Origin of the sequence: Cellulosimicrobium funkei, assembly GCF_900155925.1 — a bacterium.
Lineage (GTDB): Bacteria > Actinomycetota > Actinomycetes > Actinomycetales > Cellulomonadaceae > Cellulosimicrobium > Cellulosimicrobium funkei.
In genome coordinates, this window is sequence record NZ_FTMI01000008.1 from 155,555 (window position 1) to 179,036 (window position 23,482).

The 23,482-nt window shown below is 75.1% G+C and carries 20 protein-coding genes; 16 read left to right on the top strand and 4 right to left on the bottom strand.

Translation table 11 applies throughout. The features are described 5' to 3' along the window. Positions 1 to 128: 128 nt before the first annotated feature. The 5 genes from BXA05_RS17965 (at position 129) to BXA05_RS17985 (ending at position 5,107) form a co-directional block, all read left to right on the top strand. The gene (locus BXA05_RS17965) at positions 129 to 1,457 is read left to right on the top strand and encodes a PP2C family protein-serine/threonine phosphatase (RefSeq protein WP_306303307.1); all 1,329 of its coding nucleotides are present in this window, start codon (positions 129 to 131) and stop codon (positions 1,455 to 1,457) included. Next, entirely contained in the window at positions 1,454 to 3,124 is a 1,671-nt protein-coding gene (locus tag BXA05_RS17970) for a sensor histidine kinase (protein ID WP_076406611.1), read from the top strand. Before BXA05_RS17965 ends, BXA05_RS17970 begins: the two co-directional genes overlap by 4 nt. Beyond that, positions 3,121 to 3,561, top strand: a complete 441-nt coding sequence (locus BXA05_RS17975) for a response regulator (protein WP_021482350.1) — start codon at positions 3,121 to 3,123, stop codon at positions 3,559 to 3,561. Before BXA05_RS17970 ends, BXA05_RS17975 begins: the two co-directional genes overlap by 4 nt. A gap of 111 nt (positions 3,562 to 3,672) precedes the next feature. Further along, positions 3,673 to 4,599 (top strand): proteasome assembly chaperone family protein, encoded by a 927-nt coding sequence (locus tag BXA05_RS17980; RefSeq protein WP_021482349.1) that lies wholly within the window; start codon positions 3,673 to 3,675, stop codon positions 4,597 to 4,599. Between the two features lie 304 nt (positions 4,600 to 4,903). Continuing rightward, positions 4,904 to 5,107, top strand: a complete 204-nt coding sequence (locus BXA05_RS17985; RefSeq protein ID WP_034655075.1) for a cold-shock protein — start codon at positions 4,904 to 4,906, stop codon at positions 5,105 to 5,107. Between the two features lie 87 nt (positions 5,108 to 5,194). Here BXA05_RS17985 and BXA05_RS17990 read toward each other — a convergent pair whose 3' ends face one another. After that, the gene (locus BXA05_RS17990; RefSeq protein WP_083712012.1) at positions 5,195 to 6,235 is read right to left on the bottom strand and encodes a spermidine synthase; all 1,041 of its coding nucleotides are present in this window, start codon (positions 6,233 to 6,235) and stop codon (positions 5,195 to 5,197) included. An 80-nt stretch (positions 6,236 to 6,315) separates the two neighbouring features. Here BXA05_RS17990 and BXA05_RS17995 point away from each other — a divergent pair, with 80 nt between their 5' ends. Genes BXA05_RS17995 through BXA05_RS18005 form a run of 3 tightly spaced genes read left to right on the top strand, consistent with a single transcriptional unit; the run spans position 6,316 to position 8,488 of the window. Next, positions 6,316 to 6,759: an SAV_6107 family HEPN domain-containing protein gene (locus tag BXA05_RS17995; protein ID WP_034655077.1), complete on the top strand. Its 444-nt coding sequence runs from the start codon at positions 6,316 to 6,318 to the stop codon at positions 6,757 to 6,759. A 39-nt stretch (positions 6,760 to 6,798) separates the two neighbouring features. Continuing rightward, entirely contained in the window at positions 6,799 to 8,055 is a 1,257-nt protein-coding gene (gene dinB, locus BXA05_RS18000) for a DNA polymerase IV (RefSeq protein ID WP_076406534.1), read from the top strand. 37 nt (positions 8,056 to 8,092) lie between these two features. Beyond that, positions 8,093 to 8,488, top strand: a complete 396-nt coding sequence (locus tag BXA05_RS18005; RefSeq protein ID WP_031316425.1) for an SCO2097 family morphological protein — start codon at positions 8,093 to 8,095, stop codon at positions 8,486 to 8,488. On the opposite strand, the gene BXA05_RS18010 is transcribed toward BXA05_RS18005, so the two are convergent. Genes BXA05_RS18010 through BXA05_RS18020 form a run of 3 tightly spaced genes read right to left on the bottom strand, consistent with a single transcriptional unit; the run spans position 8,436 to position 13,079 of the window. Continuing rightward, a complete protein-coding gene (locus tag BXA05_RS18010) occupies positions 8,436 to 10,733 on the bottom strand; it encodes a transglutaminase TgpA family protein (protein ID WP_076406536.1) in 2,298 nt (765 codons plus the stop codon). The genes BXA05_RS18005 and BXA05_RS18010 overlap by 53 nt on opposite strands. After that, entirely contained in the window at positions 10,730 to 12,070 is a 1,341-nt protein-coding gene (locus BXA05_RS18015) for a DUF58 domain-containing protein (RefSeq protein WP_076406538.1), read from the bottom strand. The genes BXA05_RS18010 and BXA05_RS18015 overlap by 4 nt, the downstream gene beginning before the upstream one ends. A gap of 1 nt (position 12,071) precedes the next feature. Continuing rightward, positions 12,072 to 13,079, bottom strand: coding sequence for an AAA family ATPase (locus BXA05_RS18020; protein ID WP_076406613.1), 1,008 nt, complete (start codon positions 13,077 to 13,079; stop codon positions 12,072 to 12,074). A 446-nt stretch (positions 13,080 to 13,525) separates the two neighbouring features. Here BXA05_RS18020 and mraZ point away from each other — a divergent pair, with 446 nt between their 5' ends. The 8 genes from mraZ to murD all read left to right on the top strand — a co-directional run bounded on the left by mraZ (position 13,526) and on the right by murD (position 23,472). Continuing rightward, a complete protein-coding gene (gene mraZ, locus BXA05_RS18025) occupies positions 13,526 to 13,960 on the top strand; it encodes a division/cell wall cluster transcriptional repressor MraZ (protein WP_031316739.1) in 435 nt (144 codons plus the stop codon). Between the two features lie 168 nt (positions 13,961 to 14,128). Continuing rightward, a complete protein-coding gene (rsmH, locus tag BXA05_RS18030; protein ID WP_076406540.1) occupies positions 14,129 to 15,190 on the top strand; it encodes a 16S rRNA (cytosine(1402)-N(4))-methyltransferase RsmH in 1,062 nt (353 codons plus the stop codon). Continuing rightward, positions 15,187 to 15,636, top strand: a complete 450-nt coding sequence (gene ftsL, locus BXA05_RS18035) for a cell division protein FtsL (protein WP_061267582.1) — start codon at positions 15,187 to 15,189, stop codon at positions 15,634 to 15,636. The genes rsmH and ftsL overlap by 4 nt, the downstream gene beginning before the upstream one ends. Before the next feature lie 149 nt (positions 15,637 to 15,785). Continuing rightward, a complete protein-coding gene (locus tag BXA05_RS18040) occupies positions 15,786 to 17,729 on the top strand; it encodes a peptidoglycan D,D-transpeptidase FtsI family protein (RefSeq protein WP_143311202.1) in 1,944 nt (647 codons plus the stop codon). 115 nt (positions 17,730 to 17,844) lie between these two features. Then, complete coding sequence (locus BXA05_RS18045; protein ID WP_076406542.1) at positions 17,845 to 19,500, top strand: UDP-N-acetylmuramoyl-L-alanyl-D-glutamate--2,6-diaminopimelate ligase; 1,656 nt, start codon at positions 17,845 to 17,847, stop codon at positions 19,498 to 19,500. Then, positions 19,497 to 20,945, top strand: a complete 1,449-nt coding sequence (locus BXA05_RS18050) for a UDP-N-acetylmuramoyl-tripeptide--D-alanyl-D-alanine ligase (RefSeq protein WP_076406544.1) — start codon at positions 19,497 to 19,499, stop codon at positions 20,943 to 20,945. Before BXA05_RS18045 ends, BXA05_RS18050 begins: the two co-directional genes overlap by 4 nt. Beyond that, on the top strand, positions 20,942 to 22,024 hold the full coding sequence (mraY, locus tag BXA05_RS18055) for a phospho-N-acetylmuramoyl-pentapeptide-transferase (RefSeq protein WP_021483305.1): 1,083 nt from the start codon (positions 20,942 to 20,944) through the stop codon (positions 22,022 to 22,024). Before BXA05_RS18050 ends, mraY begins: the two co-directional genes overlap by 4 nt. Next, complete coding sequence (murD, locus tag BXA05_RS18060; RefSeq protein ID WP_076406545.1) at positions 22,024 to 23,472, top strand: UDP-N-acetylmuramoyl-L-alanine--D-glutamate ligase; 1,449 nt, start codon at positions 22,024 to 22,026, stop codon at positions 23,470 to 23,472. Before mraY ends, murD begins: the two co-directional genes overlap by 1 nt. Positions 23,473 to 23,482 lie beyond the last annotated feature (10 nt).

Consider the following 23,482-nt stretch of genomic DNA (forward strand, 5'->3'; position numbering starts at 1 on the left):
CCGTCCATTATGGCGTACGACGGCCGTCCCGGGGACCGGCGACCGGCGCGTCCCGGCGCCGTGACCGGGCCGGACGCGGGCCTGCGGCTAGGATCGTGGCCCATGGCGACCAGAGGGGAGCGGGCGTCGTGACCGGGAGCGAGCAGCGGGCCCCGGGCCGACCCTCCGCGCGCGGCGACGACGCCGCCGGACCGGACCAGGCGCACCCGGGGCGCGCCGTGCTGGCCCCGACGGACGAGCTCCGGATCCTGCTCGTGGAGGACGACGACGGGGACGCGATCCTCGTCGAGGAGCTGCTGGCCGACGGCAACCTCAAGGTCGAGCTGCACCGCGCGACGACCCTGGACGGCGCCCTCGAGATGGTCGTCTCCCACGACGTCGACTGCGTGCTGCTGGACCTGGGTCTGCCCGACTCCGTAGGCCTGTCCGCCGTCGAGCGCGTGCGCGCGGGGTCGCGGCCGCCGGCGCTCGTCGTCCTGACCGGCCACTCGGGCATCGACCTCGGCGTGCAGGCGGTCGCCGCGGGCGCCGACGACTACCTCGTCAAGGGGGAGGTCGACGGCGACCTCCTGGGGCGGTCCGTGCGCTACGCGGTCCAGCGCCGCATGTCCGTCGAGCAGCAGCGCGCGCTGTACCGCAGCGAGGTCCGTGCGGCCGAGACGGCGCGCCTCGAGCGCGCGCTCCTGCCGACCCCGCTCGTGCAGGACGACCGCCTCGACGTCATGGTCGGCTACGTGCCGGGCGGCAACGGCCTGCTGGGCGGCGACTTCTTCGACGCGGTCGAGCGCCCGGACGGGACGGTCCTGTGCGTCATCGGGGACGTCGCGGGGCACGGCCCGGACGAGGCCGCGCTCGGCGCGACGCTGCGCACGGCCTGGCGCACCATCGTCCTCAGCGAGACCCAGCCGGAGGCCATCCTGCCGCTGCTCGAGCGCGTGCTCGTGCCCGAGCGCGCGCGCCCGGAGGTGTTCGTCACGCTCTGCCAGGTCGTCGTCTCCGCGGACCGCCGCAGCGCCGAGGTCTACCTCGCGGGCCACCTCGCGCCGCTGCTGCTGCGCGACACGGCGTCGGAGATCACGCCGACGTCGCGCGGCCGCGCCCTGGGCATCCCGGTCGCGGGCGGCTGGACGTCGCAGCCGGTCGAGCTCGGCGAGCGCTGGGCCCTCATGCTCTACACCGACGGCCTCGTCGAGGCGACCGTCGCGGGAGCCGGGGCGGGCGACGCGCGGACCCGCCCCGAGCGCGTCGGGGTCGACGGCCTGCGCCGCGCCGTCGACAGCGCCCTGGAGCAGGGCGTCGAGGGCGTCGTCGAGCGCGTCTTCCGTCGCGTGCGCGACCTCCACGGCGGCCCCCTCGCGGACGACGCGGCCCTCCTCGTGCTCGGGTGGGATGGCAAGGGCACCTCCCCGGGCGAGCGGTCGGCCACCCTCGCCGACTCGGACGAGTGGGCCCGGTGAGCGCCGCCGGCGACCGCAGGCGCGCGGGCGAGCGTCGTGCCCCGACGCTGCGTCGGCGGCTCGGCTGGGCGCTCGTCGTCGCCGGGGTGATCCTCCTCGGCGTGCTTGCGACGTCCGCGATCGCGCTGTCGCGCGTCCTCACCCTCCAGACCGACGTGACCGGGCCGTTCTTCGACGCGGTGAGCGAGGCGGACGGCGCGTACGTCGGCCTGCTCGACGCCGAGGTCGCGGTGCGCGCCTACGTCGCCACGGGCGACGCGACGGCGCTCGAGGCCTACACGCGCGCGGTGGGCGTCGACGCCGAGGGCGTCGTCCCCGAGGCCGCGCTCGTCGACCGCCTCGGCCTCGACGACGAGCTCGCCGGAACGCTCACCCAGGCCGAGTCCTCGGTGCGCGCCTGGGTCTCCGACGCGGCCGAGCCCGCCATCGCGACCACCGAGGCCCAGGGCCCCGGGCGCGTGCGCGCCGTCGACCAGGCGCGCGGCGCCGAGCTCTTCGCGGCGGCGCGCGCCGACACCGCGCAGTACGTCGACCAGCTGCGCGACGAGCGCGTCGAACGCCTCGACGCGCTCGACCGGTGGAGCCGCGCCCTGTTCGGGAGCGTCCTCGTCCTCGTCGGCTCGGCGCTCGCGGTCGGCATCATCCTGTGGGTCTGCCTCAAGCGCTGGGTCACCGAACCCATGGCCGAGCTCGCGCACCGCGTGCGGCGCGTGAGCTCCGGGAGCCTCGACGAGCCGGTCGTCACGTCCGGGCCCGCCGAGATCGCGGACCTCGCGCAGGACGTCGAGCACATGCGCGTCGAGCTCGTCAGCCAGGTCGCGGAGATCAAGGCGTCGCACGAGGACGCGGCGCGCTCGCACGAGCTGCTCGCCGAGCAGGCGCGCGAGCTGGAACGCTCGAACCGCGACCTGGAGCAGTTCGCGTACGTCGCCTCGCACGACCTCCAGGAGCCGCTGCGCAAGGTCGCGAGCTTCACGCAGCTCCTCAAGAAGCGCTACGGGGGCGAGCTCGACGACCGCGCCGACCAGTACATCGACTTCGCGGTCGACGGCGCGAAGCGGATGCAGCGCCTCATCCAGGACCTGCTCGGGTTCTCCCGCGTCGGCCGGACGGGCACCGAGCGCGTCGACGTCGACCTCGAGGACGAGCTCGGGGGCGTGCTCGAGGACTTCTCCGAGAAGATCGCGGAGTCCGGGGCGCGCGTCACGCACGACCCGCTCCCCGTCGTCGTGGGAGAGCAGGCGCTCCTGCACCAGCTCCTCGCGAACCTCGTCGGCAACGCGCTGAAGTTCCGCCACCCCGACCGGGCGCCCGCCGTGCACGTGGACGTGCTCGCGCGCGACACCCACTGGGAGCTGTCGGTCGAGGACAACGGGATCGGCATCGACGCGCAGTACGCCGACCGCGTGTTCGTCATCTTCCAGCGCCTGCACGCCAAGGACGTGTACGAGGGCACGGGCATCGGCCTCGCGCTGTGCAAGCGCATCGTCGAGTATCACGGCGGGCGCATCTGGATCGAGCCGCGCGAGGGCGGCACGACCATCCGCTTCACGCTCGCCCACGCCTACGTCCAGGCGCAGGTCGGCTACGCTCGCTCCGACCCCGGCGGCGCCGGTCCGGACGCTCCGGCCCCCGCGCGCCCCGACGACGAGGAGAGCCCCGCATGAGCCACGGCAGCAAGCCGATCGACGTCCTCCTGGTGGAGGACGACCCGGGCGACGTGCTCATGACCCGTGAGGCGTTCGAGGACCACAAGGTCACCAACCGCCTCTCGGTGGTGTCCGACGGCGTGAGCGCGCTGCAGTTCCTGCGCAAGGAGGGCGAGCACGCGGGCGCCCCGACGCCCGACCTCATCCTCCTCGACCTCAACCTGCCCCGGATGGACGGGCGCGAGGTCCTGGCCGAGCTCAAGGCCGACGACGCGCTGCGCAAGATCCCCGTCGTCGTGCTCACGACGTCGGAGGCCGAGGAGGACGTGGTGCGCAGCTACTCGCTGCACGCCAACGCCTACGTGACCAAGCCCGTCGACTTCGACCGCTTCATCGACGTCGTCCGGCAGATCGACGACTTCTTCGTCTCCGTGGTGCGGCTCCCCGGTCGCTGACCGCCGCCACCGCCCGGCCGGGAATGATCCCCGGCCCGGGTCGCGTTACCTCGTCAGGCCCGCAGCGCGCCACCGGCGGCGCACGGGCGAAGGACGTGACGAGGAGGATGCATGCTGGACCCTCGCGGGATCTACGAGCTCGACGAGCAGGCCGTGGCGCGCCTGTGGCCCACGCCGCCCGAGGCGGGCTCCGGGCCGGTGCTGCTGCACGCGGTCGCGGGGTTCGTCGACGCGGGCAGCGCGGGAGAGGTGGCCGTCGACCACCTGCTGGAGATCGGTGAGGTCACCCGCCTGGTGACGTTCGACGCCGACCAGCTCATCGACTACCGCTCGAAGCGGGCCACGATGACCTTCAGCACGGACCGCTGGTCCGACTACGACGAGCCGTACCTCGTCGTCGACCACGTGCGCGACGCCGAGGGCACCGGCTTCCTGCTGCTGCACGGCGCCGAGCCGGACGTCCAGTGGGAGCGCGTGGTCGCCGCGGTGCGCGACGTCGTCGAGCGCCTGGGCGTCTCGCTCGTCGTGGGCTTCCACGGCATCCCGATGGGCATCCCGCACACGCGGCCGCTCTCGGTGACGGCGCACGCCACGCGCCCCGAGCTGCTCGGCGAGCACACGTCGTGGTTCGGGACGGTCAAGGTCCCGGCGAGCCTCGCCGCGCTGCTCGAGCTGCGGCTCGGGCGCGCGGGCCACGACGCCGTCGGCTACACCGTGCACGTGCCGCACTACCTCGCCCAGTCGTCGTACCCGCCCGCGGCGGTCGTCGCGCTCGAGCACGTCCAGCGCGTGACGGGTCTCGACCTCGCCACGGGCGGCCTCGCGGACGCGGTCCAGGACGCGAAGACCGAGGTCGAGCGCCAGGTGCGCGACTCCGAGGAGGTCGCGGCGGTGGTCCGGGCGCTCGAGGAGCAGTACGACGCCTTCGCCCGCTCGGTCGGGCGCACGAGCCTGCTCGCCGAGTCGGCGCCGATCCCCACGGCCGACGAGCTCGGCGCGGAGTTCGAGCGCTTCCTCGCGCAGCAGTCGGGGGAGTGACCGCGCCCTCCGCAGAGCCGGGGACTATGTGCCGAAAAATCGGCACGAGAGGGCCCGTTCTCCATGGCGGACCTGACGTGGTCCATGCCACACTGTGACCCGTTGCAGTGACGTACTTGCGCACGACCCGGTACAGGGCCGGAACGTGGGTCCGCCCGGCGGGGCGGTCCGACGTCGGGCCTCGCCGGCCGCACACGGCCGGGATGCCGGCGAAGGACGTGGGACATGGCATTGCGGCGCACGGGGGTGGACGAAGGGTCCGCCTGCTGATGTCCCCGGATGGACAGAAGGTCAGAGGAACAGCATGGCGCAGGGTTCTGTGAAGTGGTTCAACGCCGAGAAGGGCTACGGCTTCATCGCGCAGGACGGCGGCGGTGCCGACGTCTTCGTGCACTACTCGGCGATCGAGTCGAACGGGTACCGCACGCTCGACGAGGCGCAGCGGGTCGAGTTCGAGATCACCCAGGGGCCGAAGGGCCCGCAGGCGGAGAAGGTCCGCCCGCTCTGACGTCCACGACGTCCTGCGGTCGGGTCGCCCGGTCGTAGCAGCAGCGTAGGAGCCGCGTCCCCTCCTGGGGGCGCGGCTCCTGGCGTGTCAGCCCTCGCGCGGTGCCCGCGCGTGCTCGTCGGTCGCCGGCCGCGCGGTCGTGGCGTCCCCGGGAGCGGGTCCCTCGAACGTGGGGTCGGCGGACCCGGGGTCCGCGGGCGTGGGGTCCAGGAGGGGCGCCGCCGGGCCGACGAAGGTCCGCAGCTCGCCCCCCACGAGGACGCGCGCCGGCACGGCCAGCGAGCGCACGGCGCGCGCGAGGCCCGGGCCGGCCAGGCCGGGGCCGGCGCCTCCCGGCGCGACCGCGGCGAGCACCACGTTCCCGTACCGGCGGCCCTTGAGCTGTGCGGGCTCGGCGATCGCCGCGACGCGCCCCTCCTCCAGGGCGCCGGCGCCCGTGCGCTCCCCGAACGCGGCCGCGAGCGTCGTCAGCTCGCGCCGCACCGACGCGAGGGGCGGCCGGTCCGCGCAGTTGACCAGGTAGACGCCCCCCGGTCGCAGGACGCGCCGCACCTCCTCGGCCATGCCGAGGGTCACGAGGTGGTCGGGCGTGCGGTCGCCGTGGAAGACGTCCCGGACCACGACGTCGAACGACGCGTCGGCGAGCCCCTCCACCGCGTGCCGGGCGTCGTCGGGCCGCAGCCGCAGCCGCGGGGAGCGCGGCAGGTCGAACCAGGCGCGCACGAGCTCCAGGAGGCGCGCGTCGAGGTCGACCCCGAGCTGCGTCGAGCCAGGGCGGGTGTGCTCCACCCAGCGCGGCAGGCTGCACCCGGCGGCCCCGAGGTGCAGCGCACGCACGGGCCCGGGGTGGAGCTCGTCGACCACCGCGGCCATCTGCTGCATGTACTCGAACGCGAGCATCCCGGGGTCGTCCAGGTCGAGGTACGAGCTCGGCACCCCGTTGACGTAGAGGGTGACCGCCGACGGGCGGTCGGGGTCGCGCTCGACGCGCGCGGTGCCCGTCGTGGTCGCGACGGGCTCGTCCGGGAGGTCGGACGCCGCAGGCCCACCACGCGCGGGGCCCCGACGCCGGGGCGGTGTGGGTGGTGCGGAGGACCCTGGAGGGCGTCGGGAGGTACGGCGAGCCATGTGCCCACGGTACGGGCTGTCGGCGTCCGGCACGTTGACAGGATCGAACAGGTGTTCGATAGTGGAGCAGGAGGTGCGCGATGTCGAACGAAGCAGGCGCGAGGGCGCAGGTCGTGGTTCCCGCCGAGGTCCGGCGGCTGCTCGCCCGCGCGGACGCGGAGCTCGTCGCGGCGGCGCTCGCGCAGGACGCGGGGGAGCGGTTCGTCCACGCCCACCTCGGCGCGCTGCGGGCAGCCGCCGCGGTCGTCGCGCTCCGTGCGCGCCCCGTGCGCCGTGGGCGCGCCCGCTCGGTGTGGGAGCAGCTCGCGGACGCCGAGCCCGCGCTCGCCGCGTGGTCGGTGTACTTCGCGAGCGGCGCGCGCGTCCGCGCCGCCGTGGACGCCGGGCGGTTCGACGAGGTCGACCCGCGTCGCGCCGACGAGCTCGTCGCGTGCGCCGAGGACTTCCGCGACGAGGTCGCGATGCTGGTCGACCCGGACGCCGGCTTCGTCCGGCTCCCCGGGCTGCGTACGGTGGCGTCGTGACGACCCGGCCGGTCGGCCCGCGGGCACGGTGAGCGCCCGATGAGCCGGGGTCCTCGTGCCGTCGTCCGCCGGGACTGGGGCGACGACGAGAGCGGCTGCTCGATCCTGCACGTCGACATGGACGCGTTCTTCGCCTCGGTCGAGCTCGCGCGGCGTCCCCAGCTCGTCGGGCGACCGGTCATCGTCGGCGCTGCCGAGCGGGGAGTCGTCCTGGCTGCCACCTACGAGGCGCGCGCGTTCGGCGTCCATTCGGCGATGCCCATGACGACCGCACGCCGGTTGTGCCCGCAGGCGGTCGTCGTGCCGCCGGAGCACACGCGGTACCACGAGGTCTCGCGCTCGGTCATGGCCGCGCTCGGCGAGATCACCGCGCTCGTGGAGCAGGTGAGCGTCGACGAGGCGTTCCTCGACGTCAGCGGCGCGCGGCGCCGCCTCGGGCCGCCCACGCGGATCGCGGCCGCGCTGCGGCGTCGGGTCCAGGCGGACCACGGGATTACGTGCTCGGTCGGGATCGCGACCACGAAGTTCGTCGCGAAGCTCGCGTCCACGCACGCCAAGCCCGACGGCATGCTGCTCGTGCCCGCCGCGGCGACGGTGCCGTTCCTGCGCACCCTGCCGGTCGGGGCGCTGTGGGGCGTGGGCGAGCGCACGGAGGCCGTCCTCGCGCAGTGGGGCATCCGGACGGTGGCCGAGCTCGCCGACACCGACGTCGCGTCCCTGCAGACGGCGGTCGGCAAGGTGTCCGGGGCGCACCTGCACGACCTCGCGTGGGGTCGTGACCCGCGCCCCGTCCAGCCGGAGCGCTCGGAGCGGAGCGTCGGCGCGGAGACGACGTTCGAGCACGACCTGCGTGACCTCGCCGCCGTGCAGGCGCGCGTGCTCGAGCTCGCCGACCGGTGCGCCGGGCGGCTCCGGCACCAGGGCCTCGTCGCCCGCACGGTGAGCGTGAAGGTCCGCACGAGCGACTTCCGGACGGTCACGCGCGCCCGCACGCTCGGCGCCCCGACGGACGTCGCGCGCGAGATCTACCTCGTCGCGCGCGAGCTCGTCGCGGGGGTCGACCTGCGAGGGCTCGCGGTCCGGCTCGTGGGGGTGCGTGCGGAAGGTCTCGAGCCGCGCGCGGAGGCCGTCGTCCAGCCCACGCTCGAGGAGGCCGTGGTGGGGACGAACGCCGTCCGACGGCGCGCGGAGGAGGCCGTCGACGCCGTCCGCGGCCGTTTCGGGGTGAGATCCATCGCGATGGGGCCCGCCCGGGCCCGCTCGACTACCACCCCCGCGGATGTCGATCTATCCTGAGGGTGTCACACGACCACCGTGGAGAATCGGGGTGCTCATGCCTCTGTCTGAGTACGAGCAGCGGGTCTTGGAGCAGATGGAGCGCGCGCTCACCTCGGACGATCCGCGGTTGGCGAACACGCTCCAGGCCCCTCGACGTCGCTCTGCGCTGCGCTACGTCCTGGCCGGTGTCGGCGTCGTGGGAGGGCTGCTCCTGCTGGTGCTGGGCGCCGCGCTCTCGCAGACCTGGCTCGGCGTCATCGGCTTCGTCCTCATGTTCGCCGGCGTCGTGCTGGTCTTCCAGGCACCGCGCGCCTCCCGCAAGGGACCGGTCGGCACCGTCGAGGCCGACGGCACCGTCCGGCCGGCCGCAGCGAGCAGGACGTCGCGCAAGCCGTTCCTCAGCCGACTCGAAGAGCGCTGGGACCGTCGGCGCGAGCAGGACGGTCGCTGAGCGACCTCTCGATCCCCTCGACGGCGGCGTCGACGAGCGCCTGGAGACGCTCCGGGGTGGCCGTCTCGCGCGGACGCGGGGCGTAGCGCTCCGCCTCGAGCGCCGCCGCGAGGGCCGTGAGCGCCTCGGCCAGGTCCTCGTCCCCGGCATCGGTCCCGCGTCGCGCCTGCAGGGTCGCGACGACGACGGCGGGCACGCGGCGCGGCGTCGTGGACGACGGCCACCGCACGTCCAGCGCACCGAGCCGTGCCACGAGCTCGGCCCAGGCGTCCTCGGCGTCCCGCAGGCTCTCCGCCTCGGTGCGTCGGCGCAGCACGAACCACAGCCCTGCGGCGAGCACCGCCGCGACGAGCAGCGCCACGCCCACGACGAGCGGCCACGAGGTGGAGTCCTCCTGCGTGCCGCCCGTCGTGCCGGCCCCCGGGGCGGTGGGTGCCGGCGTCGCCGGCGCTGACGGCGCGGCCGTGGTGGCGCCCGGCGTCGGGACGTTCCCCGGGTCTGCCGGGCCGCCGGGCGTGACGGCGACCGGGGTGGCCCACGTCGGCGTCGGACCGGTCTGCTGGGCGGGCGTCGGCTCGAAACGCACCCAGCCCTGGCCCGGGAAGTACAGCTCGGGCCATGCGTGGGAGTCGCGACCCGTGACCTGGTAGGTCGACTCGTCGACCCGCTCGCCCGGCAGGAACCCGACGCCCAGCCGCGCGGGGATGCCGAGCGTGCGGGCCATCATCGTCATCGACGTCGCGAACTGGACGCAGTAGCCCGTCCGGTCCTGGAGGAAGTCCCAGACTGCGTCGCCCGAGGTGCCCGGCGGCACCTCGGTGGAGTACGTGAACTGCGAGATGTCGCGGAAGTAGGTCTGCAGCGCGAGCGCCTGGTCGTAGCGCGTCGTCGCGCCGTCGACGACGGACGTCGCGAGGTCGCGGATGTCCTGCTCGTGCTCCGTCGCGGGCACGTCGAGGTAGTTGGGGTCGTCGGGGTCCGCGCCGCTGGCGCCGCGCAACGCGTCGGCGTCGAGCGGCCGCGGGAAGACCGTGACCTCGTAGGACGTGCCCGCGCCCGTCGGCTGCTCGCCGAGCACCTCGTCGCGCACGTCGTCGTACGCCCAGTCGCCGTCGATACCGACGGCGCGCGGCTCGGTCGGCAGCGGCAGCTTGGTGTCGCGCAGCGACTCGAGCGTGACGCGCAGCGACGTCGGGTCCCCGGTGGCGCCCGGGTCGTCGGGCCACAGGACCTGCTCGCCGCCGTCGATGGGGGTGCCGTCGCGGTCCGCGCCACGGCGCCAGTTGGTGCCGTCGAAGCCGGTGAGCGTGAAGACCCGCAGGGGACCGACGCCCTCGCCGTCGGTCCGGTAGCGCAGGACCACCTCGCCCGAGCGCTCGGCGAGGTCGCGCCGCATGTCCAGGTCGTCGGAGAGCCGGACCGTCTGGCCGGTCGAGGAGAACAGGCGCGACCACGACGCCGACGCCACCTCGGGGAGCGAGGCGCTCGCCGACCCGAGGCCGAGCGCGGTGACCGCCACGGCGACCGCCACGACGAGCGCGCCCGCGGCACGCAGGCCTCCGGCGGCGCGGTCCTCCGGGCGTCGCGCGGACGCCCCGCGGCGGACGGCGCGGTGCGGGTTGTCCACCGCGAGGAGGAGCACGAGGGCGGTGACCGTCACGACGAACGCGAGCGGCGGGATCTCGCCGACGATGACGAGCCCGGGCACCCACAGGGCGAGGAGCGGCAGCGCGACCCCCGCGCCGAGCCGCAGCCCGCCGGCCATGAGGTCGGCGACGACGAACACCACGACCGCGCCGCCGACCGCCAGGAGAGCGATGGGCAGGCTGGGGTCGATCGGGGCGACCTCCGCGAGCGTGAGGTCGCGCGCGGTGCCCAGGCGGGACACGACGCGGTCCACGTTGGACAGGCCGATGAGGAGCGAGAACCGGTCCGTCGGCCCGCCGTACAGCCCGAGCAGGGCCCACAGCCCGACGACGAGCCCCGCGAGCGACGGCAGGAGCGCCGCCGGCGGGGCGAGCACCTCGCCGCGCGCCGCGTGGCTCCGTTCGAGCGCCCAGCGGCTGAGACCGGTGACGAGCGCGAGGACGACGACGACGCGCACGACCGTGCCCGTCCAGCCGCCCGGCCCGACGACGCTCCCCAGCGCGTACGCCGACGCGACGACCGCGGTGGCGACGAGCGCGCTCGTCGCGAGCACGCGCAGGCCCGCGGAGTCCGAGGTTCCCGGCCGGGGTGCGGTCATCGTGAGCCCTCCACGAGCAGGGTCCAGGCGTGCTCGAGCGACACGGACGGGTCGACGAGCGCGGCATGCCACCCCGTCGAGCGGAGCGCGGCGACGGTCTCGACGGCGTCGGCGTGCTCGGGGGCCCACGGCCGGGTGCTCACCACGAGCGCGCGGTGGACGCCGTCCCCGGCCATCGCGGCGACGGTGTGCCGGGCCACGGAGCCGAGCGGGCCGAGCACGGCGACGGTGATCTCGCCCGGGCGGCGGTCGCGTCGCAGCGCCTCGGAGGTCGTCACGACGGAGCGGTCGGCGTCTGCCACGACCTGGTGCCCGTGCAGGTCGACCGTGGCGTCGAGCAGGTCGGCCGGGCCCTCGCCGGACCGGTTGACGCGGAAGCCGGTGCCGGAGACCACCGCGGCGAGCGACGTGGGGACGAGGCGGACGGGGTGCCCCGCCTGGAGCAGCGACACCCCGATCGACGCCGCGCACTCGACGGCCCACTCGCCGTCGGCCAGCGCACGCGGGCTCGACGCGGCGAGCTCCGGGTGGGGCAGGAGGCCGCGGTCGAGGAGCACGGTCACGGGTGGCAGGCCCGCGCTCTCGTCGGAGCGCACCATGAGCTGGCCGCGGCGCGCGGCGCTGACCCAGTGCACGCGGCGGGGGTCGTCACCGGCGACGTAGTCGCGCAGGACCGAGTCGTCGCTCGACGCGAGCCGGGCGCCGGAGGCCGAGCGCTCGTGGTCGCCGAACGCGCGGCTCCCGCGCACGGGCAGCTCGACGGTGCGCGGCCAGACTGCCACGGCCGTCGGGTCGCCGAGCTCCTGCGTCGCGCTGACGAGGCCGAACAGGTCGGTCCGCGTCGTGAGGAGCGGGCCGAGCGGCCACCGGCCGCGGCGCAGCGGCCGCAGGCGGTACCGCACGGCGATGTGGTCGCCGACCGTCGCGACCTGCGCGCGCAGCGAGCCCTGGTCGGACAGCTCGTGCGCGGCCTGCTCGCTGATGCGCAGGCGTGCGAGCGTGGAGGCCGTCGACGACGTCGTGCGCGCCGCCGCGACGGTCAGGCGCGCGGTCGTGAGCTGGCCGCGCACGGCGGGGTTGGGCTGGACCCGGCGCGTCACGTGCAGCGCGCCGCGCCCCCGGTCGATGCGCCGGGCCGCCATCCAGCACCACGCGGCCCCCACGGCGAGGAGCCCCGCCGCGCCGAGCCCGACGAGGTCCGGCAGGCCGAGCGTGACGCCGAGCACCACGAGCGCGGCGCCCGCACCGAGGACCACGACGCCGCGGCGGGTCGGGCGCGCGCTGGCGAGGCTCCTGGTCCTGCGCCGGAGCCGCGCGAGGAACGACGGTCCGCGCACGTCAGCGTCGCTCGGTCGCGTCCAGGGCGGGGATCGGCGTCTGCGCCACGAGGGACGCGACGACGGCCTCGGCGTCCTGGCCCGAGAGCCGTGCCTCGGTGGTGACGACGAGCCGGTGCGCGAGCACGGGCACCGCGAGGTACTGCACGTCGTCGGGGAGGACGTGGTCGCGCCCCGCCATCGCGGCCAGGGCCTTCGCCGCGCGCAGGAGCTGGAGCGTCGTGCGGGGGGAGGCGCCGAGGCGCAGGCCCGGGTGCTCGCGCGTCCCGGTGACCAGCGCGAGGACGTAGCGCTTGACGGCCGTGGACGCGTGGACCGAGCGCGCGACCTCGGCGAACCGCAGCACGTCCGCCCCGGTGGTCACGGGCCGCAGGTGCGCGAGCGGGTTGTCCGACTCCTGGCGGTCGAGCATCCGGAGCTCGGCGTCGGCGTCGGGGTACCCCACGGTGAGCCGTGCCATGAAGCGGTCGCGCTGGGCCTCGGGGAGCGGGTAGGTGCCCTCCATCTCGACCGGGTTCTGGGTCGCGACGACGAGGAACGGGCTCGGGAGCATGTGGGTCGTGCCGTCGACCGTCGTCTGGCCCTCCTCCATGCACTCCAGGAGCGCCGACTGCGTCTTGGGGGAGGCGCGGTTGATCTCGTCGCCGATGACGATGTTGGAGAAGACGGGGCCTGGCCGGAACTCGAACTCGTGGTTCGCGGCGCGGTAGATGTTGACGCCGGTGAGGTCGCTCGGCAGGAGGTCGGGCGTGAACTGGATGCGGCCGACCTTGCAGTCGATCGTGCGCGCCAGCGCCTTGGCGAGCGTCGTCTTGCCGACGCCGGGGACGTCCTCGACGAGAAGGTGCCCCTGTGCCAGGAGGACGGCGACGGTGACGGTCACGAGGTCCGGTCGCCCGGTGACTACCGACTCGATGCCGGAGCGGATCCGTCCGGTGGTCTCGACCAGCTCGTCGAGACCGGCGAGGCGTCCTGACCCGGGCTCGTCGGAGGGCGCGACAGGGGCGATGTCGGGGAGCACGGGGACCTCCGTCGTCGGTGGCGCAGGGCCGCGGACCGGCGAGACCGCGGGTGGGAAGAGCCTAGTAGACGGTGGGAGGTCCGCCGACCCCGGCCAGGGGGCGCGCGGTCCGGGGTCGGCGGACCCGTGCCCCTCCCTCTCCCTCCACGGGCGCCGGGCGCCGCCGCCCAGGACCCGTCGGACGGCTCCTGGAAGCGGTCGCCCCCCGACGACGGTCCCGCCGGACGCGGCCGCGACGCGCCCTGGGGAGTCCTCCCCTCCACCGCGCTCCAGCCCGTCTGACCTGCGGAGATCCTGCGAAGACGGGTGAAACCTGGGACTTTCGCCGAGAGCGGTGGAGGGAAGTGGAGTACCGTGGAGCAGAAGGGAGCAGGAGGGGAGGTGCCAGGTGCATGTCCGGCTTCGTGGACGACGTGCTCGGCGGTTCCTCCGGCCTGCTCCTGGGCACCTTCACGCCGCGTCTGGACGACAAGGGGAGGCTCATCCTCCCCGCGAAGTTCCGGTCGCGGCTCGCACCGGGTCTCGTCATGACGCGGGGGCAGGAGCGCTGTCTGTTCCTGCTGCCGATGGACGAGTTCCGGCGCATGTACGACCAGATCCGGCAGGCGCCGGTGACGAGCAAGCAGGCCCGGGACTACCTGCGCGTCTTCCTCTCGGGGGCGAGCGACGAGATCCCGGACAAGCAGGGACGTGTCTCGATCCCCGCGCCCCTGCGGGCGTACGCGGGGCTCGACCGCGACGTCGCCGTGATCGGCGCCGGCACGCGCGTCGAGATCTGGGACGCGCAGGCGTGGGAGACGTACCTCGCGGAGCAGGAGTCGGCGTACTCCGACACCGCGGAGGAGGTGTTCCCGGACCTGCGCTTCTAGGGCCGAGCACCACCGGCTCCGCACGGTGAGGCCTCCTCCCGCCCGGTCTGGCGCACTTCCCCGGCGCCAGAAAGGACGCGGAGGGAGACCTGACCGTACGGGGCCCGCAGCACAGCACGACCAGCAGCAGCACCGCAGCACGACGACCAGCACGGAGAGGAGGAGGACGTGACGAGCACCCCCGACGACGCCGCCGAGCGGCACGTCCCGGTCCTCCTCCAGCGCTGCGTCGACCTGCTCGCGCCCGCGCTCGGCGAGCCGGGCTCCGTGCTCGTCGACTGCACGCTCGGCATGGGCGGCCACACGGAGGCCGTCCTGGAGCAGGTGCCGACGGCGCGCGTGGTCGGCATCGACCGCGACCCCGAGGCGATCGACCGCGCGTCGCGCCGGCTCGCCCGGTTCGGCGACCGCTTCCGCGCCGTGCACGCCGTGTACGACGAGATCGAGGACGTCGTCGCGGACGTGGTCGGCGCACCGGTCCAGGGCGTGCTCATGGACCTCGGCGTCTCCTCGCTCCAGATCGACGAGACGGAGCGCGGGTTCTCCTACGCGCACGACGCACCGCTCGACATGCGCATGGACCCGACCGTGGGCCTCACGGCCGCGGACGTGCTCAACACGTACGACGAGCGCGCGCTCACCCGGATCCTGCGCGACTACGGCGAGGAGCGGTTCGCGCAGCGGATCGCGCGGGCCGTGGTGCGCCGGCGCGAGCAGCAGCCGTGGGAGCGCAGCGCGGACCTCGTCGACCTCGTCCGCGCGTCGATCCCGGCGGCCACCCGAACGACGGGCGGCAACCCCGCCAAGCGCACGTTCCAGGCGCTGCGCATCGAGGTGAACGGCGAGCTCGAGGTCCTCGAGCGCGCGGTCCCCGCCGCGGTGGACGTGCTCGCCGTGGGCGGGCGCATCGTCGTCGAGTCGTACCACTCGCTCGAGGACCGCATCGTCAAGCGCGTGCTCGCCGCCGGCGCGACGATCAGCGCGCCCGCCGGCCTGCCGGTCGTGCCCGAGCAGGACGAGCCGTACCTGCGCCTGCTGACCCGGGGGGCCGAGGAGGCGCCGGCCGGGGAGCGCGAGACGAACCCGCGGTCCGCGTCCGTGCGCCTGCGTGCCGCCGAGCGCACCCGCCCGACACCGCCGCACCGCCGCCCGTCCGCCGTTCGCCGCTCGCCGGCGCCCGGCCACCGACCGACCGACCGACCGCACGACCCGGGGGAGACGACACGATGAGCGCACAGAGGTCGACCGCCGCCCGCCCGCTCCCGCGCCCGGCCCGGCCGGCGCCCGCACCGCGCCCGTCGCTGACCGCCCTGCCGGGCGGCGCGTCCGAGCGGGCGCTGCGCTCGCGTCTCGAGCTCGTCCGGGCGCCGCTGCAGGCGCGGTCCAAGGTCCCGTTCCTCGTCGTCTGCATGTCGATCCTCGGCGCCGCGCTCCTGTGTGCTCTCCTGGTGAACACGACGATGGCGCGCAACTCCTACGAGATGTCGGAGCTGCGCCGGGAGGTGAGTCGCGTGGCCCAGGACACGCAGAGCCTGCAGCTGCAGGTCGCCGAGCAGAGGACGGCGCTGCCGGAGACCGCGCGCGGGCTCGGCATGGTCGAGGCGCAGGACCCGGCGATGGTCCGCCTGTCCGACGGCACGGTGCTCGGCGTGGCGCAGGAGGGGGCGGGGGAGTGACGCAGGGCACGGGTGCCGGGCGCACCGGCCGGTCACGACCGGCGGCGGGCGCCCCGCGCCCCCGTCCCGCCACCGCGGCCTCCCGGGCCTCCTCGGGAGGCCGTCCTGCGTCCACCGGTCGGGCCGCGGGTGCTCGCTCCGGAGGTCCCGTGCCCGCGCGCACCGCCTCGACGGGCACCGCCTCGGCGCGCGCCGCGTCCGGTCGCGCCTCGACGGCGCGCACCACGTCCGGTCGCGTGCCGACCACGCGCAGCACGTCGGGGCGTGCCCCGGTGTCGCGGGCGCCGCGCGGGGCCGGCCGCCCGCCGGCCCGTCCGGCCCGAGGGACCCGCGAGCCCGGCCGGCCCGAGCGTCGGCAGCGCTGGCTCATCGTCGTCGCGGGCGTGATCACCGCGGTGTTCATCGCGCAGCTCGTCAACGTCCAGGTCCTCCGCGGGCCCGCGCTCGCGGCCGAGGCCCAGAACGACCGCACGCGCAGCTCGACGACGATCGCGCACCGCGGCGACATCACGGACGCCGACGGCGTGGTGCTCGCGACCTCCGTGGACCGGTACACCGTCGCGGCCGACCTCCAGGCGATCGCGCGCTTCGAGCCCCGTGCCGGCGACCTGGTCAACGGCGAGCCGCTCGAGGAGGGCGGGGCGGTGGGCGTCGCGAAGCTGCTCGCCCCGATCCTCGACCGGTCCGCGGTCGAACTGGCGGCCGACCTCGTCGGCACGTCGCGGTACCTCGTCCTGGAGAAGGACGTCACGCCCGAGGTGCAGCGCCAGATCGCCGACCTGCGGCTGTCCGCGTTCGTCAGCACGACGATGACGAGCGAGCGCACGTACCCGGCGGGCACGGTCGCCGGCAACCTCGTGGGCTTCGTCAACGACGAGCAGACGGGCGGCGGCGGCATCGAGGCGTCGTACGACGACGTCCTGGCCGGGACGCCGGGCTCGCGCCGGTGCGAGGCAGGGCTCGGCGGACAGCTCATCCCGACGGGTCGGTGCGACGTCGTCGAGGCGGTGCCCGGCCTGAACGTGCGCCTCACGACCGTGCGCGACGTGCAGTGGAAGGCTCAGGACGCGATCGACCGGGCGGTGAGCGAGACGGGGGCGGAGTACGCGATCGCCGTCGTGCAGGACGTCCGCACGGGCGAGGTGCTCGCGCTCGCGGACTCGGGCACGGTGAACCCGAACGACCGTTCGACGGACGCCGTCGCCCGCCCGAGCCGCGCCGTCGCGAACGTGTTCGACCCCGGGTCGACGGGCAAGGTCATCACGATGGCGGCGGCCATCGAGGGCGGCCACGCGGACGCCGGGTCGCGGTTCGAGGTGCCCGACCGCTACACCACCCCGAACGGTCAGACGTTCAAGGACTCGCACGACCACCCCGTCGAGCGCCTGACGCTCGCGGGCATCCTCGCGGAGTCGTCGAACACGGGCACGGTCCAGGTCGGCGAGAAGATCCCCAAGCAGGTCCGCTACGACTACCTGCGCAAGTTCGGCTTCGGCCAGAAGTCCGGCCTCGGGCTGCCCGGCGAGTCGGCGGGCATCCTGCACCCCGCGGACTCGTGGGACGGCCGCACCGAGTACGCGGTCCTCTTCGGCCAGAGCGTGTCGGTCAACGCGATCCAGGCGACGAGCGTCTTCTCGACGATCGCGAACGGCGGGGTCCGCGCGACGCCGAGCATCGTCGCCGGGACGACGGACGAGCGCGGCGAGCTCGTGCCCGCGGAGCGTCCGACGCCGGAGCGCGTCGTGTCCCAGGAGACGGCGGACACGGTGCTGCACATGATGGAGTCCGTCGTGGAGGAGGGCACCGGCTCGAGCGCCTCGGTGCCCGGCTACCGCGTCGCGGGCAAGACCGGCACCGCGGAGGCGGCGGGCGACGACGGGCGGCTGTCCGGGATCATGGCGTCGTTCATCGGCGTCGCGCCCGCGGACGACCCGCGGTTCACCGTGTCGGTGTTCCTCAAGAACCCGCACTCGTCGATCTTCGGTGGCGTCGTCGCGGCCCCGGTGTTCAGCGAGATCATGGGCTTCACCCTCGAGCACGAGGGCGTCCAGCCGAGCACCGAGCCCTACGTGCCGCTCCCGACGACGTGGTGAACCTCACCGCCCCTCTCCCGGTCCCCGGTGAAGGTCCCGTGAAGCGCGCCCCGACCCGGGTGCAGCCGCCAGCGGGCTTGCGGGGCGGCCCGTCCCGGCACGGTAGGTTCTACACGTGACATCCCCGATCGACCGTCTTCGCCCTGCCACGACCACCCGTCGGTCGGTGGCGGACCTGGCAGCACGGTTCGGGCTCGACGTCCGCGCGGGTGGCGCGGCCGCCGCACCGGGCTCCGCCGAGGTGTGGTCGGTGGCGTCGGACGACCGCGCCGCCGACGCGGGCGACCTCTTCGTGGCGCTGCCCGGCGCCCGCGCGCACGGGGCGCGGTTCGCGCCCGCCGCCGTGGGCCGCGGCGCCCGTGCGGTCCTCACGGACGCCGAGGGCGCCGACCTGCTCGCGGACGCCGGCCTCGACGTGCCGGTGCTCGTCGCCCCCGACCCCCGCGCGCTCCTCGGCCCCGTCGCGGCCTGGGTGTACGGCGCCCCCGCGCAGGACCTCACGACGTTCGGTGTGACGGGCACGAACGGCAAGACCACGACGACGTACCTCGTCGACCACGCGCTGCGCGCGCTCGGCTGGACGGGCGGCCTCATCGGCACCGTGGAGATGCGCTCCGGCGACCGGGTGCTGCCGAGCCGCCTCACGACCCCGGAGGCGGCCGACCTCCAGGCCCTGCTCGCGGCGATGCGCGAGGACGGCGTGCGCACGCTCGCGATGGAGGTCTCGTCGCACGCGCTCGCGCTCCACCGCGTCGACGGGCTCGTCTACGACGTCGTGGGCTTCACGAACCTCAGCCAGGACCACCTCGACTTCCACGGCGACCTCCAGGAGTACTTCGAGGCCAAGGCGCTGCTGTTCACGCCCGAGCACGCGCGCCGCGGCGTCGTCGTGGTCGACGACGCGTGGGGCGAACGCATGGTCTCGGCCGCGCGCGTCCCGGTCGCCACGCTGCGCGTGAGCCCCAGCGCGGCGGGCGACGAGCAGCCCGCGGCGGACTGGACCGTGCACGACGTCGAGCCGTCGGAGGCAGGTGGCTCGACGTTCACGCTGCGGCACCGCGACGGCCGGAGCGTGCGCACGACGACGTCGCTGCCCGGGCACTTCAACGTCGCCAACGCCGCCCTCGCCCTGGCCCTCGTGCTCGAGGCGGGCACGGACGCGCGCGACCTCGAGACGGCCCTCGCGGCGGCCGGCGGGCTCGACCCGGCGGTCCCGGGCCGCATGGAGGTCGTCTCGGAGCCACCCCACCGGCCGCGCGTCGTCGTCGACTTCGCCCACAACCCGGACGCTCTCGCCCTCGCGCTCGACGCGCTGCGGCCCACCACGACGGGCCGGCTCGTGGTCGTGTTCGGCGCGACCGGCGACCGGGACCGCGGCAAGCGGCCCACGATGGGCGGCGTCGCGGTCGAGGGCGCCGACGTCGTGGTCGTGACCGACGACGACCCGCACGGCGAGGACCCGGCCGCGATCCGCGCGGAGGTGCTGCCCGGCGCCCACGCGGCGCGCGAGGCCGCGGCCGCCGCACCCGAGCCGCGCGACGTCGTCGTGCTCGAGGTCGCGCCCCGCGCCCGGGCGATCCGCGAGGCGATCCTCGCCGCGGGCCCGGACGACACGGTGCTCGTCGCGGGCCGCGGCCACGAGGTGTGGCAGGAGATCGCCGGCGTCGACCACCCCCTGGACGACCGCGTCGAGGCGCGCGCTGCGCTCGAGGAGCGCCCCGCGACGACGCCGCCCCACGACACCCCCGACCTGAAGGAGCACCACGCATGATCGAGCTCACTGCGGCGCAGGTGGCCGCAGCGACCGGCGGACGCCTGTCCGCCGACCCGGAGGTCCGGGTCGGGGGGCCCGTCGTCGTCGACTCGCGCCGGGTCGCGCCGGGGTCGCTCTTCGTGGCGCTGCCGGGCGAGCACGTCGACGGTCATGACTACGCCGCCGGCGCCGTCGAGGCTGGCGCGACGCTCGTCCTCGCCGCGCGCGAGCTCGACGTGCCGTGCGTCGTCGTGGACGACGTCCAGGCCGCGCTCGGCGAGCTGGCCCGCCACGTGCTCGCGACGCTGCGCGAGCGCGGCGACGTGCGCGTGGTCGGCGTCACGGGTTCCGTGGGCAAGACCACGACGAAGGACCTGCTCGGCCAGCTCCTGCGCCCCGAGGGCCCCACCGTGGTGCCGCGCGGGTCGTTCAACAACGAGATCGGCCTGCCGCTCACGGTGCTGGAGGCCGACGAGTCCACGCGGTTCCTCGTGCTGGAGATGGGCGCGAGCGGCGTGGGTCACCTCACCTACCTCACGCGCATCGCGCCCCCGGACGTCTCGGTCGTGCTCGTCGTGGGCAGCGCTCACCTGGGCGAGTTCGGCGGGATCGAGGCCGTGGCGCGCGCCAAGTCCGAGATCGTCACGGGCCTCGCGCCCGGCGGCGTGGCCGTGCTCAACGCGGACGACCTGCGGGTCGCGGCGATGGCCGACGTCGCGCCGGGGGAGGTCGTCACGTTCGGGACGATCCCTGCGGCGGACGTGCGCGCGGAGGACCTGGGCATCGACCGCACGGGCCGGGCGTCCTTCACGCTGCGCGTGCGCCCCGGCGCGTCGGGCGACGCGACGCGCGGCGAGGGCACGAGCGCGCGCGTGACCCTCGGCCTCGTCGGCGAGCATCACGTGACGAACGCGCTCGCGGCCGCGACGGCCGCGCTGCGCCTCGGCGTCGCGCTGCCCGACGTCGTGGCCCGGCTGTCAGACGCGCGCGCCCTGAGCCCGCACCGGATGCAGGTCACCGAGCGTCCCGACGGCATCACGGTGATCGACGACTCCTACAACGCCAACCCGGACTCGATGCGCGCCGCGCTCAAGGCGCTCGCCGTCATGGCGGGGCGCGACCGGCGGTCCGTCGCCGTGCTCGGCGAGATGCTGGAGCTCGGCGAGGACTCGCGCGTCGCGCACGACGACATCGGCCGGCTCGTGGTCCGATTGAACGTCAAGCTGCTCGTCGTGGTCGGCGAGGGTGCCGGCGGGATCCACGACGGTGCGACCCAGGAGGGGTCGTGGGGCGACGAGGCGCGCTTCGTCCCCGACGTCGAGGCGGCGTCCGCGCTGCTGCGCGACGAGCTGCAGGAGGGGGACGTCGTGCTCGTGAAGGCCTCGAACGGGTCCGGGCTGTGGCGGCTCGGCGACGAGCTGGCGGCCGCGGGCGCCGGTGCGGCAGGAGGTGAACGCGCGTGATCGCGATCATCGTCGCGGCGGGCGTCTCCCTGCTCGTCGCGCTCTTCGGGACGCCGCTGTTCATCCGGTTCCTCGTGCACCGCAACTACGGGCAGTTCGTCCGCCAGGACGGCCCGACGGCGCACTTCACCAAGCGCGGGACGCCCACGATGGGCGGGGTCGTCATCATCGGCGCGACGCTGCTCGGCTGGGCGATGTCGTACGTCGTCTCGGGGCGGTTCCCGAGCGTGTCCGCCCTGCTCGTCCTGTTCCTCATGACGGGGCTCGGGATCGTCGGCTTCCTCGACGACTTCACGAAGATCCGCAAGCAGCGCAGCCTCGGGCTCACGGCCCGCGCGAAGATCATCGGCCAGGGCGCGGTCGGGATCGCGTTCGCGGTGCTCGCGCTGCAGTTCCCCAACGAGCACGGCCGCACGCCGGCGTCGACGCGCATCTCCTTCCTGCGCGACACGAACCTCGACCTCGCGTTCGCGGGCGTCACGGTGGGGCTGATCCTGTTCGTGCTCTGGGCCAACTTCCTCATCACCGCGTGGTCGAACGCGGTCAACCTCACCGACGGTCTCGACGGGCTCGCGACGGGCGTCTCGCTCATCGTGTTCGGCTCGTACGTGCTCGTGGGCATCTGGCAGCTCAACCAGACCTGCCAGCGCCTCGCGTCGGCGGGGCCGAGCTGCTACGAGACGCGCGACCCGCAGGACCTCGCGATCGTGGCCGCCGCGATCGTCGGCGCGTGCTTCGGGTTCCTGTGGTGGAACGCGAGCCCCGCGAAGATCTTCATGGGCGACACGGGATCGCTCGCGCTCGGCGGCGCGCTCGCCGGCCTGTCGATCCTCACGCGCACCGAGTTCCTCGCGCTCATCATCGGCGGGCTCTTCGTCATCATCGTGCTCTCCGACGTCATCCAGATCGGCTTCTTCAAGATGACCGGGCGCCGCGTGTTCAAGATGGCGCCGCTCCACCACCACTTCGAGCTGTCCGGGTGGGGCGAGGTCACGATCGTCATCCGCTTCTGGCTCATCGCCGGGCTGTTCGCGGCGCTGGGCATCGGGATCTTCTACGCCGAGTGGGTGGTCGGCTAGTGGCACGCGACCCCCATGACCTCGCCGTCCCGCTCGAGCGTGCGCGCGTCGTCGTCGCCGGTCTCGGGGTGTCCGGGCGCGCCGCCGCGGCGGCGCTCCGCCCGCGCGCGGCGTCGGTCGTCACGCTCGACGACGGCGCCGCCGACGCCGACCTGCACGACGCGGCGGACGTGGACCTCGCGGCGACGGACCTCGTCGTCGTCTCGCCGGGCTGGCGCCCGAGCCACCCGCTGCTCGTGGCCGCCGCGGAGCGCGGCGTGCCGGTGTGGAGCGAGGTCGAGCTCGCGTGGCGCCTGCGCGTCGCCGGCCCGTCGGGGCGGCCCGCGCCCTGGCTCGCCGTCACCGGGACGAACGGCAAGACGACGACCGTCGAGATGCTCGAGACGATCCTGCGGACCGCGGGCCTGCGGACGGCGGCGGTCGGCAACGTCGGGACGCCCGTGGCCGAGGCCGCGCTCGACCCGACGCTCGAGGTGCTCGCGGTCGAGCTGTCGAGCTTTCAGCTCCACTTCACGCACACGACGTCGCCCGAGGCGGGCGCCGTCCTCAACGTCGCCCCCGACCACCTCGACTGGCACGGCGGCATCGACGCCTACGCGGCCGACAAGGGCCGGGTCTTCGAGGACGCCCGGGTCGCGTGCGTCTACAACGTCGCGGACCCTCGCACCGAGGCGCTCGTGCGCGAGGCGGACGTCGTCGAGGGGGCCCGCGCCGTCGGCTTCACGCTCGGCGCCCCGGCGCGCGGCCAGCTCGGCGTCATCGAGGACGTGCTCGTCGACCGCGCGTTCCACGCGCCCGCGGACGCGCCGGACCGGCACACGCACGCCGCCGAGCTCGCGACGCTCGGCGACCTGTCGCACCTCGCGGGCGCCGACGGCGTCGTGCCCGCGCACGTCGTGGCGAACGCGCTCGCCGCGGCCGCCCTCGCACGGGCGCACGGCGTCCCGGCCGTCGCCGTCCGCGACGGGCTGCGCGCGTTCCGCACGGGGTCGCACCGCATCGAGCAGGTCGCCTCGGTCGACGGCGTCGCCTACGTCGACGACTCCAAGGCGACCAACGCGCACGCCGCGTCCGCGTCCCTCGCGGCGTTCGCGCCCGGCACCGTCGTGTGGGTCGCGGGCGGCCTCGCGAAGGGGGCGTCGTTCGACGAGCTCGTCGCGGCGCGCGCCGACCGGCTGCGTGCGGTGGTGCTGATCGGCGTCGACGCCGAGCCGTTCGCCGGTGCGCTCGCCCGACACGCGCCCGATATCCCCGTCGTGCGCGTGGATCCTGGCGACACTGGGACCGTGATGCCCCGCGCCGTCGACTCCGCCCGCCGCCTCGCGCAGGCCGGCGACACGGTGCTGCTCGCGCCCGCCGGCGCGTCGATGGACCAGTTCCGCTCGTACGCCGCGCGCGGCGAGGCGTTCGCCGAGGCGGCGCGCGCCCTGCGCCCCGACCACGGGTAGGCCGGGCAGC